Source organism: Streptomyces sp. NPDC001852 (assembly GCF_042891825.1).
In the GTDB taxonomy this organism is placed as follows: domain Bacteria; phylum Actinomycetota; class Actinomycetes; order Streptomycetales; family Streptomycetaceae; genus Streptomyces.
Map to the genome: position 1 here is coordinate 482,451 of NZ_JBIATN010000001.1, position 17,505 is coordinate 499,955.

Sequence of the window (17,505 nt, forward strand, 5' to 3'; positions counted from 1 at the left end):
CGAGTTGTCCCTCCCCGGGCCGCTTTTCCGTCACGTTCACACGTGTGTTCGTCGCTTCTGCGTTCAGGTGCACGGGAAGCGTCTTGTACCTGTCGAACTCTGACCGGATTTCGCGGCATGTGAGGTGCCCTCGAGGACTCCATTAAGGCATGGATGCCATCACTGTCGAACAGCCCGCCCAGGCCCGGCTCATCACCGCCGAGGACCAGGAGATCCCCGTGTCGGCCACGCTGCGCTACACGACGGACGACCCGCTGGCCGTCTTCGTGGACTTCCCGGCCGAGGCCGCCCTGGACGGCGAGGGCGTCACCTGGATCTTCGCGCGCTCCCTGCTCGACCAGGGGCTGCGGGCGCCGGCCGGCCACGGGGACGTGCAGATCTGGCCCTACGGCCGCACCCGGACGGTCCTGGAGTTCCACTCGCCCCACGGCCTGGCCCTCCTGCAGTTCCCCGCGTCGGCCCTGCGCCGCTTCCTGCTGCGCACGTACGGGGTGGTGGCGGCCGGACAGGAGGACCTGGCCGGGGTGGTGGAGCGGGGGCTGGGCGCCCTGTTCGGCGGGGTATGAGGCGAGCTCCCGGGGGACTTTGACTTCTGTTCACCTTCGCCTCACCGCTCCGGTATGGACCCTGACGAGTGCCGCGGGCACCCTGGCGCGCGGCGTGCCGCAGGGGCACCAGAAGGTGACAAGGACGGGGCGAATGACACCGATCAGCCGAAGAGGCTTCGTGGGGCTCGGCGCATCCGTGGCGGCGGGCGCGGCGCTGGGCGCCGGCACGCGCACCACAGCCGCCGCGGCGACCGCCGCGACCGGCACCATCCAGGACGTCAGGCACGTGGTGATCCTCATGCAGGAGAACCGCAGCTTCGACCACTACTTCGGCCGCCTGAAGGGCGTGCGCGGCTTCGACGACCGCAGCGGCATCACCCTCGGCGGCGGCTACCCGGTCTTCAACCAGCCGAACGGGACGGGCCGCCAGTACCCGTGGAAGCTCAGCGCCACCCCGTCCGCCGGCGGCAAGGACGGCGAGACCCTGGCCCAGTGCAACGGCGACCTGCCCCATTCGTGGTCCTCGCAGCACGCCGCCTGGAACAAGGGCCGCATGGACAACTGGGTCGCGGGCGTCGGCAACGTCCGCTCGCTCGGCTACCTGGACCGCTCCGACATCCCCTTCCACTACGCGCTCGCGGACAACTACACCGTCTGCGACGCCTACTTCTGCTCCGCGCTCAGCGCGACCGGCCCCAACCGCACCTACCTGTGGAGCGGCAAGGTCGACTCCTCCAGCTACGACGGCGGCGACGAGTCCGGCCTGACCTGGCAGAACTACGCCGAGGCGCTGCAGGCCGCCGGGGTGACCTGGAAGGTCTACCAGAACGCGGCCGACAACTACGGTGACAACGGCTGCGCCTACTTCAAGAACTTCGCGAACGCGGGGCCGGGCGACCCGCTGTACGACCGCGGCATGTCCTCGGTGCCGAGCGTGACCGGCTCCACCCCCGACGACATCGCCGCCGCCATCAAGGCCGACGTGCTCGCGGGCACCCTCCCGCAGGTCTCGTGGATCGTGCCCAACCAGGCGTTCTCCGAGCACCCCTACGCCCCGCCCGGCGACGGCGCCCACTTCGTCAGCCTCGTCTACCAGGCCCTCGCAGCCGACCAGGACGTCTTCGACTCGACCGTCCTGTTCCTCAACTACGACGAGAACGACGGCTGCTTCGACCACGTGCCCCCGCCGGCGCCGCCCGCAGGAACGGCCGGGGAATTCCTGAACGGGGTGCCGTACGGCTTCGGCTTCCGCGTCCCGATGATCGTCGTCTCGCCCTGGACACGCGGCGGCTGGGTCTCCTCGGAGGTCTTCGAGCACACCTCCGTGCTGCGCTTCCTGGAGACCTGGACGGCGGCGCTCGGCAAGCCCGCCAGGTGCCCCAACATCAGCGACTGGCGGCGCAGGGTCAGCGGCGACCTCACCGGTGTCTTCGACTTCGCCAACCCGGTCCACGGCGCGGTCTCCCTGCCCGCCACCAGCGTGATCGGCATCGACGCCTGCGGCCCGCTGCCCAACCCGGTGCCGACCGACAACGCGCTGCCCGCCCAGGAGCCCGGGACCCGCCCGGCCCGCGCCCTGCCGTACCAGCCGGGCGGCTACCTGGACCACCTGGAGTTCGGCGCGGCCGGCAAGATCCTGGCCTGGTTCACCATGACCAACCAGGGCGGCCCGGCCTCCCGTGCGGCCCACTTCTCCCTCCACCCCAACGCCTACCGCGACACCACCCCGTGGCAGTACACGGTCGACGCGGGCGGCAGCGCCTCCGACTCCTTCAACATCGGCACCGGCTACGGCGGCGGCAGGTACGACTTCACCATGGTCGGCCCCAACCGCTTCCTGCGCCGCTTCCAGGGCGACGCGACCAAGGCGGGCAAGTCGGCGGAGGTGAGCACGCGTTACGCGGTCGAGCCGGGCACGGGCAAGCTGGCGATCTACTTCAAGATGACCAACTCGGGCTCGTCCCCGGCCAAGTTCACCATCACGTCCAACCACTACCGCGGCGACGGCCCCTGGACCTACACCGTCGCAGGAGGCGCCGCGACCGAGGACTACTTCAACGCCGTCGCGTACCAGAACGGCTGGTACGACTTCACGGTGACCGTCGACTCCGACGCGACCTGGTCGCGCCGGTTCACCGGGCACCTGGAGACGGGCGCCGCGAGCGTCAGCGGCTGACCTTGGCGTACGGGTCGTACAGGTCCGGGCGCGGGGCGAGGCCGACGGTCTCCCGGCCGCCGGTCTCCAGCGCCCGGACCCCGGCCTCCGCGACGGCGGAGGCCGCGTAGCCGTCCCAGGCGCTCGGACCCGTGACCTCCCCGCGCCGGGTGGCATCCACCCAGGCCTGCACCTCGCGGTCGTAGGCGTCGGCGAACCGGACGAGGTAGTCCTGCGCGACCTCCTCGCGGGCGCTGCCGGCCGTGGTGACCACCATGGTGTGCTCGTCGCCGATCCGCGCGCTGCCCCGCTCGCACACGGCCTCGCAGCGCACCTGGTAGCCGAAGCCGCAGTTGACGAAGACCTCCACGTCGACCAGCGCGCCCCCCGCGGTCTCGAACAGCACGAACTGCGGATCGAGCAGGCCCTCGGGGGCGTCCGTGGACGGCGTGGGACGCAGCACGGTCACCGCCGTCAGCTCCTGCCCGAGCAGCCAGCGGGCCGCGTCGATCTCGTGCGAGACGGAGCTGTTGATCAGCATGGCGCTGGTGAAGTGGCCGGGCGAGGAGACGTTGCGGTGGGTGCAGTGCAGCATCAGGGGCCGGCCCAGACCGCCGCCGTCCAGCAACGCCTTGAGCCGGCGGTACTCGGCGTCGTAGCGGCGCATGAAGCCGATCTGCGCCAGCCGGCGGCCCAGCCGTGCCTCGGCCTCCACCACCCGCAGCGCACCCGTGGAGTCGGGCACCATGGGCTTCTCGCACAGCACCGGCAGCCCGCGGGCGAAGGCGGCGAGCAGCGCCTCCTCGTGGGCGGGGCCGGGGGAGGCGACCAGTACGGCCGCCACGCCGGGCGCGTCGAGCGCGGCCACGGGGTCCGCGTGCACGGTCACCGCGTCGAGGCCGGCAGCGGCTTCCCCGGCCCGCTCGACATCGGGGTCGGCCACCGCCGCGACCCTGGCTCCGCTGACCACTTGGTTGAGGCGTCGTATATGGTCGGCCCCCATGTGTCCGGCACCCAGTACCGCCACTCCCAGCAGGTCACCCATATATGCGCTCCCTTACGCCGACGATCACGCCGTAGCGTACGCCGGGCAGGCAGCGCCGCCGGGGGAACCGCCCAGGGGACGGCTCAGTACCGGAGTACGCCCGCGATCCCGTCGGCGTCGCCCAGCGCGCCGTCGGGCACGAAGCGGACCTCGGCACCGGTCTCCAGGCACTGCTCGACGATCTCGTCCACGATGTCCTCGCGGGCGTCCAGGTCGCCGGCTTCGGCCGGTACCAGATGCCCGCCGAGGTCGTTGACGGTCGCCCGGAAGTTCTCCTCCACGGCGAGCAGCCGGACCCGGCCGTCGCGGGCGCTCTGCCACAGCTCGTCCAGACCGGCCGCGTAGGTCTTGTGACCGCGCGCCGAGGTCAGCTCCCGGATCACGGACGTGGTGTCCTTGCGGGCCTCGTCCTCCAGTACCGGCCGCAGCGCCTGCCACACGGCCTCGGGACCGGCGTGTGCAAGGCCGCCGTGCGGGACCAGGGTGGCCTCCTTGGCCGCGATGCCGACCTCCTCCAGCAGGGAGAGCGCCGCCTGCTCGCCGGTGATGTACAGCGGCCGGGGCTGGTCGCGCAGGAGCGCGGCCATGACGGTGTCCGCCTCGCGCAGGAAATGGCGCGTGCCCTCGTCGCGGAAGGCGCTCGGCTGGTCGCCGATCTGCATCCGACGCTCCGCGTCGAAGTTCTCCTGCCGGCGCTCCAGCGGGAAACCGCCGGACTCCTCCGCCACGACACGGCCCTCGCCGCCGCTCCACAGGGTGACGCGGTCCGTGGAGACCGACAGCGCCCAGAAGGGCCGTTCGGAGGCGTGCGCGGCGACCAGGTTGCGGGTGAGGAAGGTGTCCGAGAGCACCACCCGCTCGGGGACGGTGCGGGCCAGGGACCAGACCTGGTGCTCGCCCGGAGCGGCGAAGATCACCAGGCCGTCCTCGGCATGTGCCAGGTCCACCTCCGCCAGTGCCCGGTCCAGCTGGGCCACGACGTCGTTGCGCCGCTCACGGGTGACGGCGGGGTCGGACTCCAGGCGTTTGCGTGCCTCGGTGACGACATTGCGCAGCCGGACGGGATCCTGCTCGTTGTCCGGTTCCCTCCGGTGTGTCGGTGTCAGCACGGACACTGCCGGGTATGGGCGCGGGCGCCGCAGTTCGGCCAGCGTTGCGGGACTCAGTGCGTGCTCCATGACAGCACGATAGGGCGGATTCACGAGTACGGCATTCGGGGTGTTCCTGCCCCGGTCACCGCAGCGAATTCCCCCGCGGGAACCGGTGACGGGGCACCCCGCGGACGGATAGCGTACCGGCCAGTAACCGGATCGCAGCATCCCCAGGAGGCCTGACATGCCGCAGCTCGAAGTCGACGGAGCCGCCCTCACGTACGACGACGAGGGCCCCCGTGACGCGCCCGAGGTGCCCCTGGTGTTCGTCCACGGCTGGACCGCGAACCGGCACCGCTGGGACCACCAGATCGCGCACTTCGCCGAAAGACGCCGGGTGATCCGGCTGGACCTGCGCGGGCACGGGGAGAGCACCGGGGCCGGGGTGGGCACGATCGCGGAGCTGGCGCGGGACGTCCTGGCCCTCCTCGACCACCTTCAGGTCGAACGGTTCGTGCTGGTCGGCCACTCGATGGGCGGGATGATCGCGCAGACCATCGCCCTGACCCACCCCGAGCGGGTGGAGCGCATGGCGCTGGTGGGCTCCATCGGCCGGATGACGTACAGCCGTGGCCGGGGCCTGCTGATGGCCGTCTCCACCCTGGTGCCCTACCGGCTGTTCGTGGCCGCCAACATCCAGCGGGCCTTCGCGCCCGGTTATCCGCGCGAGGAGATCCGCGCGCACATCCGCGCCTCCGCCGCGACCCCGCGCGAGGTCGTGATGACGCTGTACGGGGCGATGCGCGCCTTCGACGTCCTCGACCGGGCCGGGGAGATCCGCACGCCCACGCTGATGGTGCACGGCTACCACGACCTCCAGCTGCCCGTGCGGCAGATGCTGCGGATGGCCAAGGCCTACCCGGACGCGGTCGTCCGCATCCTCGACGCGGGCCATGAACTGCCGCTGGAGAAGCCGGCCGAGCTGACCGAGGCGCTCGCATCGTTTCTGGCCGTGAAGGTCTGACTTTCTGGCCGCGAAGCAGTGATGCGCCGGCGCCCTTGGTGAAGTTTTTGCCCGTGGCCGGTTCCCTGCGCCACCGGCCCGGAGTCCCCGCGATCCGGGGATTTAACAAAGGCAAAACCCGGCCGAAATCATGGGGGAGTGTGGGTCATTCGGGTGCCCCCCGCGTTGACCGCGTCGAACACCTGACGGAGGCTCGTCATATAGGTGCTCGATACAACTGGTTTGCTCTCGACGCGAGCCGGAGGCAGGAGGCAGCGCATGTGCGGCATCACCGGATGGGTCTCCTTCGACCGTGACCTGACCGCCGAGGCCACGACCTTGCATGCGATGACCGAGACGATGGCCTGCCGCGGCCCGGACGACCGCGGCGTCTGGGCCGCGGGCCCGGCCGCCCTGGGTCATCGCCGGCTCGCGATCATCGACCTCCCCGGCGGCCGCCAGCCGATGTCCGTGGCGACCCCGGAGGGAACCGTCGCCATGGTGTACTCCGGGGAGGCGTACAACTTCACCGAACTGCGCCGGGAACTGACGGACCGCGGCCACCGGTTCACCACCGACTCCGACACCGAGGTCGTCCTGCACGGCTACCTCGAATGGGGCGACGCGGTCGCGGAACGGCTCAACGGCATGTACGCGTTCGCCGTCTGGGACGGCCGCCTCGACAAGCTCGTGATGATCCGCGACCGCATGGGCATCAAGCCGTTCTACTACCACCCCACCTCCGACGGCGTCCTGTTCGGCTCCGAGCCCAAGGCGATCCTCGCCAACCCGCTGGCCCGCCCCCGGGTGACGCTGGACGGCCTGCGGGAACTGTTCGTCCTGATCAAGACGCCCGGACACGCGATCTGGGACGGCATGCGCGAGGTGGAACCCGGCACGGTCGTCACCGTCGACCGCTCCGGCCTGTCCACCCGCGTCTACTGGCGCCTCGAGACCCGTCCGCACGCCGACGACCGCGACACCACCATCGCGACCGTGCGCTCGCTGCTCGACGACATCGTGCGCCGCCAGCTCGTCGCCGACGTCCCGCGCTGCACCCTGCTCTCCGGCGGCCTCGACTCCTCCGCGATGACCGCGATCGCCGCCCGGCAACTCGGCGAACAGGGTGAGAAGGTGCGCAGCTTCTCCGTCGACTTCGTAGGCCAGACCGACAACTTCGTCGCCGACGAACTGCGCGGCACCCCCGACGCACCCTTCGTGCACGACGTGGCCCGGCTCGCGGACACCGACCACCAGGACATCGTGCTCGACGCGCAGGCCCTCGCCGACCCCGCCGTGCGCGAGCAGGTGATCCGCGCGCGCGATCTGCCGTCCGGCTTCGGCGACATGGACGCCTCGTTGCTGCTGCTCTTCCGGGCCATCCGCGAGAAGTCCACGGTGGCCCTGTCCGGGGAGTCCGCCGACGAGGTCTTCGGCGGCTATCTGCAGTTCTTCGACGAGGAGGCGCGCCGCGCCGACACCTTCCCCTGGCTGGCCAGCTTCCAGCGGCACTTCGGCGAGGACGCCGACGTACTGCGCGCGGACTTCACCAAGTCCCTGGACCTGGAGAGTTACGTCGCCGACGGCTACCGCACCGCCGTCGCGGGCATCCAACGGCTCGACGGCGAGAGCGACTTCGAGTACCGGATGCGGCGTATGAGCCATCTGCACCTGACCCGCTTCGTGCGCGCCCTGCTCGACCGCAAGGACCGGATGAGCATGGCCGTCGGTCTGGAGGTCCGGGTGCCGTTCTGCGACCACCGGCTCGTCGAGTACGTCTACAACGCCCCGTGGGCGCTGAAATCCTTCGACGGCCGGGAGAAGAGCCTGCTGCGCGAGGCGGCGGCGGACGTCCTGCCGCGGTCGGTCTACGAGCGGGTCAAGAGCCCGTACCCGTCCACACAGGACCCGCGGTACGCCCGCGCGCTCCAGGAGCAGGCCAAGGAACTGCTCTCCCGGCCCTCGCACCAGGTCTTCGACCTCGTCGACCGCGACCGGCTGCGCCAGGCCGCCGAGCGCGAGGCACCGGTCAGCACCCAGGCGGCCCGGCGAGGCCTGGAACGCGCCCTGGACCTCGCCCGGTGGCTGGAGGTCTACGCACCCGAGCTGATCACCGCCTGAGGCGGCCGGCAGCGCGGGCCCCGAGGTGATCCTGGCCGAGGTGCCAGGCTGTGGTGGCCCGAGGTGATCGTCGGCTGCCGTGGCCGGCCGTGATGGCCCGAGGCGGTCACCGGCTGAGGTGGATGGTGGTGCGCCTGAGGCGATCCCGGCTGGCGCGGGCGGCCGGGCCGAGGTGCGTCGGGTGATGGTGACGTCTGTGTCCCGGCGGAAGGGTGTGATGGTCCGAGGGGCCAGTGGCTGGGGTGGTTGGCCGCTCGCCCGGGGTGGGCTCGGCTGGTGTGGTCGGCCGGGCGGAGGCGCGTCGGCCGACGGCGACGGCCCTGCCCCGGGTGATGCTCAGCCGAGACCGATGGCGCGGTCGGCGGCCGCCCGCGTGCGCTGCCACCACGTCGTCACCGGCTCCCACACCAGGACGTGCTGTCCGGTGCCGAGCTGCGCCGCGGTGAAGGAGTGGCCCCCCTGGGCGGCCGAGGCGGCCACGGTAACGGTGTCCACCGGGCGGGCCTCGGGGTCCGCCGGGTCGCCGACGGTACGGACGTCGGCGTAGGCGGTCCGGCCGGCCGCGAGCCGGTAGGCGGCGGTGGCGCCCTCCGGCGTCGGCAGCGCGCCACCGTCGAGGTCCCCGAAGGTCACCGTGGGCACCCGGTCGACGACGCACGCGTGGGCGCCGCGGTTGGTGACGCCGACCCGCAGGACGGTCGCGGCGCCGGGCACGGCCTTCGCCTCGACCGTCAGCGATTTCCCGGCGCAGCGGACGGGCCGGGCATGGTCCCCCGTGGCGGCCCGGCCCTGCGTCGCGGTCAGCAGCAGGGCGGCCACGGCGGCCGAGGCGGCGGGTACGGCGACGGCGGCGCGGATGCGCATGGGTGCCCCCTGTCGTGGTCGGGTACGGAATGCGGCGGCCGGGGCACGCTCTGCCCGGTGGGACGGCACAGAGGGCCGGGACGGTGTGCCGGACGCGCGGCTTTCACCCGTGTGCGCACCCCAACGTCACCAGTCGGTGGCGTTCGTGGTGGCGCTCCAGTCGTTGCCGTCCGCAGGGCAGGAGCTGCCGCTGGGCGGCAGGGAGCCGTAGAGCAGGAAGTCGTCGATCTTCTGGTGCACGCACGTGGAGGAGGAGTAGCCGGTGTGGCCGTCGCCCTTGTTGTCGAGCACCACCGCCGACGGGCCCAGCCGCGCGGCCGTCTCCACCGTCCACCGGTACGGCGTCGCCGGGTCCCCGCGCGTGCCCACGAGCAGCATCCTCGCCGAGTCGACGTTCTTCACCCGCTCGCGTATGAAGTCGGTGCCCTTGGGGCGGCCGTAGCACATGAGCAGCTCGGTCAGCCGGTAGCGGCCGAAGACCGGCGAGGCCTGCTCGTACTCGGCCCGCAGGTTCTTCAGGTCCTTGGTGATCTGCGCCGCGCCGGGCCGGTCGGGGTCGTCGGCGCAGTTGATCGCCATCAGCGCGGCCTCGAGGTTGTCCGCCGGCACGTCCTGCGGATCGACCAGGCCGCCGTTGCCGTGGCCGCCGGGCGGCAGACCGGAGCCGCTGGTGGCGAAGTTGAGCACGCCCCGGGTGTCGCCGTCCTGGACCAGCGAGGCCAGGGCGCGCTCCAGGGAGGGCCACAGCTGCTTGCTGTAGAGGGCCTGACCGATGGCGCCGACCAGGTTCTGTCCGGAGAACGAGCCGCCGAAGTCCGTCGGAGCCGGGTTCGTGTCGAGCGAGTGCACCAGCCGCACCACCTGGTCGCCGGCCGCACGCCGGTCCTGGCCGAACGGACAGGCGACGTCCGTCGTACACCAGTCCAGGAAATCGTCCAGCGCGGTCTGCTGCCCCTCGGCGGCGGCCACCCCCTGCTCGGACAGCGGCTCGGTCAGGGTGTCCACGCCGTCGAGGGCGATACGGCCGACCTTGTGCGGGAACAGCGCCGCGTACACCGCACCGAGCCGCGTTCCATAGGAGAAACCGAGGTAGTTGAGCTTCTTGTCGCCGAGGGCCTGGCGGATGACGTCCAGGTCGCGGGAGGCGTTCACGGTACCTATGTGGGGCAGTACCAGGCCGGAGTGCCGGGCGCACTGACCGGCGGCCCTGCGCAACTTCGCGAGCAGCGCCCGCGGATGGTCGAGGCCGGTCTCGTCGTCCATCGCGGACGAGGCGTCGTCGCTGCCCTCGCCGCAGCTGACGGGGGAGGAGCGGCCGACGCCGCGCGGGTCGAAGGTGACCACGTCGTAGCCGTTGGTCAGGTCCATGAACTCCTTGCCGCCGGTGGCGAGTCCGGGGATGCCGGCACCGCCGGGGCCGCCGAAGTTCAGCAGCACCGAGCCCTGCTTCTTCCCGGTGGCCCGGTAGCGGGCGAGGGCGACGTCGAGCGTGCCGGCGCGGGGCCTGGCGTAGTCGAGCGGGACGGTGACCTTCCCGCACTGGAGGTCCTTCGGCATGTCCGGGTCCTTGCAGGCCGCCCAGGTCACCTTCTGCCGGTAGAAGCGGGACAGGTCGGGCTGCGGCCGGTCGGCCGCGGGCAGCCCGGCGCCGAGCAGCGCCAGGGCGAGGACTCCGGTACCCGCACAGCGCCGCACGGCGGGCCGTGTGGACAGCTTGGCCAGCATCGATCGCCTCCCGGGACGCCTGTCGCGAACCGGGGACGGCGCCCTCGGATCACCATAAGCGGGCCCCGGACGGCCCGCCTGTCGACGGGCGGGGCGGTGCCCGGTGCCGTATTCTGCGCGGCCTCTATGCCCGTTATCGATCACTGAGCGTCTTTACATGAGGTTCGATAACAGTGTCACTCGACGGGGTGAAAGACCGATAAGCCATAACTCGGAAGGTTCGCATGCGTTTTCCGGGGTGCGGGTGAGTGCCCGCGACGAAGTCTGGAAGGCAGGGAACCTATGAGACGGGCTACCCGTAACGGTGTGATCGCCGTCGCCGCGGCCTCCGGTGCGATGGCCGTGGCGCTGCCGGTGTCCGCCGCCTTCGCGGCCGGTGGCGCCGCAGCCGACGGCTCCGCGGCCGGCTCGCCCGGGCTGGTCTCCGGCAACGACATCCAGCTCCCGGTGCACGTGCCGGTGAACGTGTGCGGCAACACCGTGGACGTGGTGGGGCTGCTCAACCCGGCCGCGGGCAACGCCTGCGCGAACCGCGACGCCGGCAAGGCCGGTTCGTCGCCGTCCGCCGGGGCCGGCGCGCACGGCAGCACGCAGGACTCGCCCGGCGTCCTCTCCGGCAACAACGTCCAGCTCCCCGTCGACCTGCCGGTCAACGTCAGCGGCAACAGCGTCGACGTGGTCGGGGTGGGCAACCCGGCCCACGGCAACCGGTCGGTCAACGGCCCCGGCGAGCAGCCCCGCACCCCTCGCCACCCGCACGGCCCGGCCCCGAGGCACCCGGCGCCCGTGCAGCACCAGCCCGGAACGCCACGCCCGACGACCTCCGCGCTGGCCCACACCGGCACGGACGTCACGGCTCCCGCCGTCGCCGGCAGCGCCGCGCTGCTCCTCACCGGCACGGTCCTCTACCGCCGCTTCCGCCCCGGCCGCCCCGGCTGACCCTCCCCTCCCACGGGCCCCACCGGTCGCCGGCCCGGTGGGGTCTCGTCCGCGTGCGACGCGGCGCGGTCGCGGGGAGCGGTAGGTTGATCCGGTGACGGACGACATACGCGATCGCCGGCGGGCGCTGTCACGCCGGGCGCGCTGGACGCTCGTGGTGTACGCCGGCGGGTTCCTGGAGGGGACCTGTTCCCATGTGCTCGACCTGACTCGGGGCGGACTCCACGCCTACGCCGCCTTCGCCCCGCTCCCGCTGCAGGTGTTCTTCGTCGCTCTGGTCGTCCTCGATCCACTGGTCGCCGTGCTGACGCTGCGGTCGCGGCCCGTGGGCGTACGGCTGGCGGCTGTCGTGATGCCGCTGGACGTCTTCGCCAACTGGTACGTCAACTGGCCCTGGGTGAGGGAGGATCCGGCGGGACTGCTGCGCCCGGTGGGCCTGTTGCCCATCACCCTCTTCGGGGTCTTCGTCGTCGCGACGGTGCCGTGGCTGCTGCGCGCCCTGGACGGCCGGGGAACACGGCCCGCAACGGCCGATCTTCCCGTGGCGCGGCCCCCGTTGATCCGGAAGGATGCGGCACGGAAGTCCGGTCCCGACGGAAATGGAGCACCTCGATGACCTCTCCGGCCCCCCACGACCTCGTCGTCACCCAGGCCACCCGCGCCGACTGGCCGGTCATCGCCGGATGGGCGGCGGCGGAGGGCTGGAATCCCGGACTGTCCGACGGGCCCGCGTTCTTCGCGCAGGACCCCGACGGGTTCTTCCTCGGCCGTATCGGCGGGGAGCCGGCCTCGGCCATCTCCGTCGTCAACTACGGCCCGGAGTACGCCTTCCTGGGCTGCTACCTGGTCCGCCCCGACCTGCGCGGCCACGGCCACGGCCTGACCACCTGGAAAACCGCCCTCGCCCACGCCGGCAACCGGACCGTCGGCCTGGACGGCGTCGTCGCCCAGCAGGACAACTACCGCCAGTCCGGGTTCGAACTCGCCTACCGCACCGTCCGGTTCACCGGTACGGCCCCGCAGCACGAGAAGCCGGCGGGCGTCCGTCCGGCCGGGCCCGCCGACCTCGCGGCCATCACCGCCTACGACAGCGCCTGCTACCCCGCCGACCGTCCGCGCTTCCTCGCCGAATGGCTCACCGGCCCCGGACACCGGGCCTTCGTCCGCCATGACGGCGCCCGCCTCACCGGCTACGGAGTGCTCCGCCCCGGCCACGACACCCTCCGCATCGGCCCCCTCTTCGCGGACACCGCCGACGACGCCCGCGCCCTGTTCGCCGCCCTGACGGCCGAGGCCGCGGGACGCGAGGTCGCCATCGACGTGCCCGAGCCGAACGCGGCCGGCGTCGCGCTCGCCGAGGAGGCCGGATTCCAGGTCTCGTTCGAGACCGCCCGCATGTACACCGGTCCGGTCCGTGAGCACGCCCAGCACCGCGTGTTCGGCGTCACCACGCTCGAACTGGGCTGAGAGTCAGGGGCGTTGCGCCCGGAAACGGCCCCGCCGGAGGTTCCCCGCGCTCTTCGGGACGCTGCCGACCGCACCGGCGCACCTCACGGCACCGGCTCGACCGGCGCGTTCCCCTGCGGAGCCACGGCGTGCCGCCGGCCCGGGAAGGCGTGGCGGCGGGCCGCCGCGACCGTCGCCAGCGCGAGCAGTGCCGGCGGCAACGCGGTCCAGGGGAGCGCTTCGGGGCCCAGCGAGTCCAGTGCCACGCCACCGGTGAGCGAACCGGCCGCGATGCCCGCGTTGTACACGGTCGTCTGCAGGGAGGTCGCGACATCCGCCTCGGCCGGCCCCGAGGCGTTGACCAGTGCGGTCTGGATCAGCGTCGGTGCCCCGCCGAAGGCCACGCCCCACAGGGCCACCGCGCCGACCAGCAGCGGGTGTGCCCGCGCCGTCCCCGGACCCAGCGTCAGCAGTGCCCCGCTGAACAGGGCGAGCGCCGCGAGGAGGGTGTGGCGCAGATGCCGGTCGATCAGGACCCCGGTGACCCAGATCCCGGCCACCGTGGCCGTCCCGAACACCGCGAGCAGCAGGTCCGTACGGCCGTACCCGGCGTGTTCGGCGAACGCGGCGACGTACGTGTACATGACCTGGTGTCCCAGCAGCAGGAAGAGGGTCACCGACAGCACCGGGCGGACGCCGGGGCGCAGCGCGACCCGGGCGAGGGGCACGCGCGCGTGCGCCGGTTCGCCGGGGAAGGCGGGCACGCGCAGCCGTATCCACCCCACGAGCAGGACGGCGAGCACGGCCAGTGTCGCGAAGGCCGCCCGCCAGCCCACCGCACCGGCCAGCGCGGTACCGGCGGGCACGCCGAGCGACAGGGCCAGGGTGATGCCGGCCAGCACGATCGCGACGGCCCGTCCGCGCCGCCCGGCCGGCACCATCCGGGCCGCACAGCCGGCCAGCAGCGCCCAGAGCGTGCCGCCCATCGCACCGGCCAGCAGGCGGGCCGCGAACGTGAGCGGGTACGACGACGACAGCGCGACCAGTGTGTTGCTGACGGCGAAGCCCAGCAGGGCTCCGCACAGCACCGGCCGCCGGGGCAGCCCGCGCAGGGCCGCGGTGAGCGGGACGGCGGCCAGGAAGGAGGCCGCCGCGTACCCGGTGACCAGGAAACCGATCCGGGACTCGGCGACGTCGAGCGGGGGCGCCATCGCGGGCAGCAGGCCGGCCGGCAGGAGTTCCGTCATGACGGCGGTGAACGCGGCGCAGGACAGAGCGAGCAGTCCCGACCACGGCAGTCGAGCACCCTTGACCTGGGAAGACGTGGAGGACACGGTCATGCGACCATGGTCGGAGTCTGACATCAGTGTGAAGGTCAAGCGCGGTCGTGGGAGGCGGACATGCGCATCGGTGAACTGTCGCGCCGTACCGGCGTACCGACCCGGCTCCTGCGCTACTACGAGGAACAGGACCTGCTCCACCCCGGCCGCGGCGGCAACGGCTACCGCAGCTACCCCGAGTCCGCGGTCGCCGACGTCCAGCAGATCCGCGGCCTGCTGGACTCCGGCCTGACCACCGAGATGATCCGGGCGATCCTGCCGTACCTCTCGGGACCGGGCGAACTGCACCCGCCCGCCGAGTGCCTGACCCCCGAGACGGCCGCCCTGCTCCGGGGGCACATCGACCGCATCCAGTCCCGCATCGACTGCCTGGCCCGCAACCGCGACCGGCTCAGCGCCTACCTGGCCGCCGTGCACCCCGAGGGCCGCTGAGGGTAATTCCGTTGCCCCGGGCGGGTCCGGCATGGTCGAGTCGGGGCATGGACCACTCGGCGGTGCTCGCCCTCTACGACCGTGACGTGCGCGAGAACGCGGCTTCCGACGGACCCGGCGCGCGGATCGAACGGGCCGGCGCGGTGGTGCGTCAGGTCGCGGACGCGCAGGGGTGGAACGGCGTGCTCTGGTCCGGTCTGGACGCGGCGGGCGCGGACCGGGCCATCCACGACCAGGTCGCGTACTTCACCGGCCTCGGCCGCGACTTCGAGTGGAAGCTCTACGGCCACGACCGGCCGGACGACCTCGGCGCCCGGCTCCTCGCCGCCGGATTCCGCGCCGAGCCCGAGGAGACGCTGATGATCGGCGAGGCCGGACGGCTCGCCGTGGACGCCGAACCTCCCGAGGGCGTCCGCCTCGTGCAGGCCACCGACCCGGCCGGCGTCGACCTCGTCGTGGACGTCCACGAGAAGGCCTTCGGTACCGACGGCAGCCGGTTGCGGCACCGGCTGCTCGCCCGGCTGGCCGCCGACCCCGGCACGGTCGTCGCCGTGGTCGCGCTGGCCGGGGACGAACCCGTCAGCGCCGCCCGGATGGAGCTGGTCCCCGGGACCCGGTTCGCCGGGCTGTGGGGCGGCGGCACCGTCGAGGCCTGGCGGGGCCGGGGTGTCTACCGAGCCCTGGTCGCCCACCGCGCCCGCGTCGCCGCCGCCCACGGCTACCGCTACCTCCAGGTCGACGCCTCACCCATGAGCCGCCCGATCCTCGAGCGCCTGGGCTTCCAGGCGCTGAGCACCACGACGCCGTACCTGTACGGCAGCTGACCGCGCGTCAGCGACGCACGAGGGACCGGTCCAGCGCCGCGACGCCGAGCGCGGCCAGGGCGATCTGGATGAACCACTCGATCCAGTCGGGCCCCTTGGTGTCCGCGACCCCGAACCCGGCGGCGATCGCCGAGCCCAGCAGCGCGGCGACGATGCCGACGACGACGGTCCACAGGATGCCGATGTGCTGGCGTCCGGGGACGACCAGGCGTCCCAGGACACCGATGATGAGCCCGATGACGAGGGCGCTGATGATGCCCGTGATATGCATGTTCCACCCCTTTTGGCGTTGCCTCCCCGTCCCTCGTCTGCCCGCTGTGAGCAGAGGCAGTCCGCTCCGGTTATTGCCGGGACTTTCTGTTCATCCGGCCTTCATGCCATGTACCTTTCAACCACTCGACGCGTGTAGAACCCTCAAGCCGGTTCTACGCGCGCAGACTTGGCGCCCGCACCGCCTCTCCCCACCCCTCATGGAGGTTCGCCGGATGCTCGGATCCAGGAGATCCCGCCGCAGACTCACCACCGCCCTGGCCGGTTTCGGGCTGCTCCTCACCGGAGCCGCCGTCCAGGTCGGCAGCGGCACCGCCGCCCACGCGGCGACCACGCACCGCGTCCTGTTCGACAACGCCCACGCCGAGACGGCCGGCAACGCCGACTGGATCATCTCGACCAGCCAGCCCGACCCCCTCGGCCAGAACTCCTCCCCGTCCGCCGAGACGGACTGGACCGGCGCCCTGTCCTCCTGGGGTGTGGCGCTGCAGAAGACCGGCGACTACAGCCTGAAGACGCTGCCGTCGGGCTCCAGCCTCAGCTACGGCGGCTCGTCCTCGACCGACCTGTCGAACTTCGACACGCTGGTCCTGCCGGAGCCCAACACGCTGTTCACGAGCGCCGAGAAGACGGCGATCATGAACTTCGTGAAGAACGGCGGCGGTCTGTTCATGATCTCCGACCACACCGGCTCGGACCGCAACAACGACGGCTACGACTCGGTCCAGATCCTCAACGATCTGATGACCAACAACAGTGTCGACTCCACCGACCCGTTCGGCTTCTCGATCGACTCGCTCAACATCAGCTCCGACCACCCGGCGGCGATCAGCGACAGCACCGACCCGGTGCTGCACGGCTCCTTCGGCACGGTCACCAAGAGCCTGATCGCCAACGGCACCACCGCCACCCTCAAGCCCGCCGACAACTCCTCCGTCAAGGGCCTGCTCTACCGCACCGGTTACTCCGGCAACACCGGCGCCTTCTTCCTCACCAGCACTTTCGGCAGCGGCCGCGTCGCCTACTGGGGCGACAGCTCCCCGATCGACGACGGTACCGGCCAGTCCGGCAACACCCTGTACGACGGCTGGAACGACTCCAGCGCCACCAACGCCGCCCTCGCCCTCAACGCCACCGCCTGGCTGGCCGGTTCGGGCACCAGCAGCGGCGGGGGAGGCGGGGGCGGCGGTACCGGCACCTGCACCGCGGCCCAGCTCCTCGGCAACAACGGCTTCGAGTCCGGCAACTCCACCTGGAGCGCCTCCAGCGGGGTCATCACCAACTCGTCCGGTGAGGCCGCTCGTTCGGGCTCGTACTACGCCTGGCTCGACGGCTACGGCACCGCCACCACCGACACCCTGTCCCAGTCGGTGACCATCCCGTCCGGCTGCTCGACGGCGACGCTCAGCTTCTACCTGCACGTCGACACGGCCGAGACCTCGACCAGCACGGCCTACGACACCCTCAAGGTGCAGGTGCTGAACAGCTCCGGCACGGTCCTCGGCACCCTGGCGACGTACTCGAACCTCAACGCCGCCTCCGGCTACACCCAGCGCAGCTTCAACCTCAGCAGCTACGCCGGGCAGACCGTCACCCTGAAGTTCACCGGCACCGAGGGCTCCCAGTACCAGACGTCGTTCGTCGTGGACGACACCGCGCTCAACGTCAGCTGATCCGGCCGGGGCGGCCCGGTGGACCAGTG

Annotated in this window: 16 protein-coding genes; 10 read left to right on the top strand and 6 right to left on the bottom strand. The window is 72.0% G+C overall.

What is annotated here, in order from left to right:
• Nucleotides 1–149: 149 nt before the first annotated feature.
• Complete coding sequence (locus ACFYZB_RS02100; protein ID WP_351208806.1) at nt 150–566, top strand: SsgA family sporulation/cell division regulator; 417 nt, start codon at nt 150–152, stop codon at nt 564–566.
• 133 nt (nt 567–699) lie between these two features.
• Nucleotides 700–2,724 carry a phosphocholine-specific phospholipase C gene (locus ACFYZB_RS02105; protein ID WP_388753217.1) on the top strand — a complete coding sequence of 675 codons (2,025 nt, stop codon included), beginning with the start codon at nt 700–702 and terminating at the stop codon, nt 2,722–2,724.
• Here ACFYZB_RS02105 and ACFYZB_RS02110 read toward each other — a convergent pair.
• Together ACFYZB_RS02110 and ACFYZB_RS02115 are read right to left on the bottom strand one after the other, a co-directional pair.
• The gene (locus ACFYZB_RS02110) at nt 2,714–3,748 is read right to left on the bottom strand and encodes a Gfo/Idh/MocA family protein (protein WP_388753220.1); all 1,035 of its coding nucleotides are present in this window, start codon (nt 3,746–3,748) and stop codon (nt 2,714–2,716) included. The two genes, ACFYZB_RS02105 and ACFYZB_RS02110, sit on opposite strands and share 11 nt — an antisense overlap.
• Nucleotides 3,749–3,831: 83 nt before the next feature.
• Nucleotides 3,832–4,926, bottom strand: a complete 1,095-nt coding sequence (locus ACFYZB_RS02115) for a chemotaxis protein (protein ID WP_388753222.1) — start codon at nt 4,924–4,926, stop codon at nt 3,832–3,834.
• Between the two features lie 157 nt (nt 4,927–5,083).
• Here ACFYZB_RS02115 and ACFYZB_RS02120 point away from each other — a divergent pair, with 157 nt between their 5' ends.
• Nucleotides 5,084–5,863 (top strand): alpha/beta fold hydrolase, encoded by a 780-nt coding sequence (locus tag ACFYZB_RS02120; RefSeq protein WP_388753225.1) that lies wholly within the window; start codon nt 5,084–5,086, stop codon nt 5,861–5,863.
• A 258-nt stretch (nt 5,864–6,121) separates the two neighbouring features.
• Nucleotides 6,122–7,963, top strand: coding sequence for an asparagine synthase (glutamine-hydrolyzing) (gene asnB, locus ACFYZB_RS02125; RefSeq protein WP_388753228.1), 1,842 nt, complete (start codon nt 6,122–6,124; stop codon nt 7,961–7,963).
• A 336-nt stretch (nt 7,964–8,299) separates the two neighbouring features.
• Here the strand turns inward: asnB and ACFYZB_RS02130 are convergent, their stop codons facing one another.
• Nucleotides 8,300–8,827, bottom strand: a complete 528-nt coding sequence (locus ACFYZB_RS02130; protein ID WP_388753231.1) for a DUF4232 domain-containing protein — start codon at nt 8,825–8,827, stop codon at nt 8,300–8,302.
• Between the two features lie 126 nt (nt 8,828–8,953).
• Entirely contained in the window at nt 8,954–10,552 is a 1,599-nt protein-coding gene (locus ACFYZB_RS02135; protein WP_388753234.1) for an alpha/beta hydrolase, read from the bottom strand.
• A gap of 282 nt (nt 10,553–10,834) precedes the next feature.
• On the opposite strand from ACFYZB_RS02135, the gene ACFYZB_RS02140 reads away from it, so the two are divergent.
• The 3 genes from ACFYZB_RS02140 to ACFYZB_RS02150 all read left to right on the top strand — a co-directional run bounded on the left by ACFYZB_RS02140 (nt 10,835) and on the right by ACFYZB_RS02150 (nt 12,958).
• The gene (locus ACFYZB_RS02140) at nt 10,835–11,491 is read left to right on the top strand and encodes a chaplin (RefSeq protein WP_388753237.1); all 657 of its coding nucleotides are present in this window, start codon (nt 10,835–10,837) and stop codon (nt 11,489–11,491) included.
• A 94-nt stretch (nt 11,492–11,585) separates the two neighbouring features.
• Nucleotides 11,586–12,107: a hypothetical protein gene (locus tag ACFYZB_RS02145; RefSeq protein ID WP_388753240.1), complete on the top strand. Its 522-nt coding sequence runs from the start codon at nt 11,586–11,588 to the stop codon at nt 12,105–12,107.
• Entirely contained in the window at nt 12,104–12,958 is an 855-nt protein-coding gene (locus ACFYZB_RS02150; protein WP_388753243.1) for a GNAT family N-acetyltransferase, read from the top strand. The genes ACFYZB_RS02145 and ACFYZB_RS02150 overlap by 4 nt, the downstream gene beginning before the upstream one ends.
• Before the next feature lie 83 nt (nt 12,959–13,041).
• Here the strand turns inward: ACFYZB_RS02150 and ACFYZB_RS02155 are convergent, their stop codons facing one another.
• Entirely contained in the window at nt 13,042–14,277 is a 1,236-nt protein-coding gene (locus ACFYZB_RS02155; protein ID WP_388753246.1) for an MFS transporter, read from the bottom strand.
• 60 nt (nt 14,278–14,337) lie between these two features.
• Here ACFYZB_RS02155 and ACFYZB_RS02160 point away from each other — a divergent pair, with 60 nt between their 5' ends.
• Both ACFYZB_RS02160 and ACFYZB_RS02165 read left to right on the top strand, forming a co-directional pair.
• Complete coding sequence (locus tag ACFYZB_RS02160) at nt 14,338–14,709, top strand: MerR family transcriptional regulator (protein WP_351208818.1); 372 nt, start codon at nt 14,338–14,340, stop codon at nt 14,707–14,709.
• A 47-nt stretch (nt 14,710–14,756) separates the two neighbouring features.
• Complete coding sequence (locus ACFYZB_RS02165) at nt 14,757–15,533, top strand: GNAT family N-acetyltransferase (RefSeq protein ID WP_351208819.1); 777 nt, start codon at nt 14,757–14,759, stop codon at nt 15,531–15,533.
• Between the two features lie 7 nt (nt 15,534–15,540).
• Here ACFYZB_RS02165 and ACFYZB_RS02170 read toward each other — a convergent pair whose 3' ends face one another.
• Nucleotides 15,541–15,804, bottom strand: a complete 264-nt coding sequence (locus ACFYZB_RS02170; protein WP_351208820.1) for a GlsB/YeaQ/YmgE family stress response membrane protein — start codon at nt 15,802–15,804, stop codon at nt 15,541–15,543.
• Between the two features lie 214 nt (nt 15,805–16,018).
• Here ACFYZB_RS02170 and ACFYZB_RS02175 point away from each other — a divergent pair, with 214 nt between their 5' ends.
• Entirely contained in the window at nt 16,019–17,476 is a 1,458-nt protein-coding gene (locus ACFYZB_RS02175; protein WP_388753249.1) for a hydrolase, read from the top strand.
• Nucleotides 17,477–17,505: the final 29 nt, after the last annotated feature.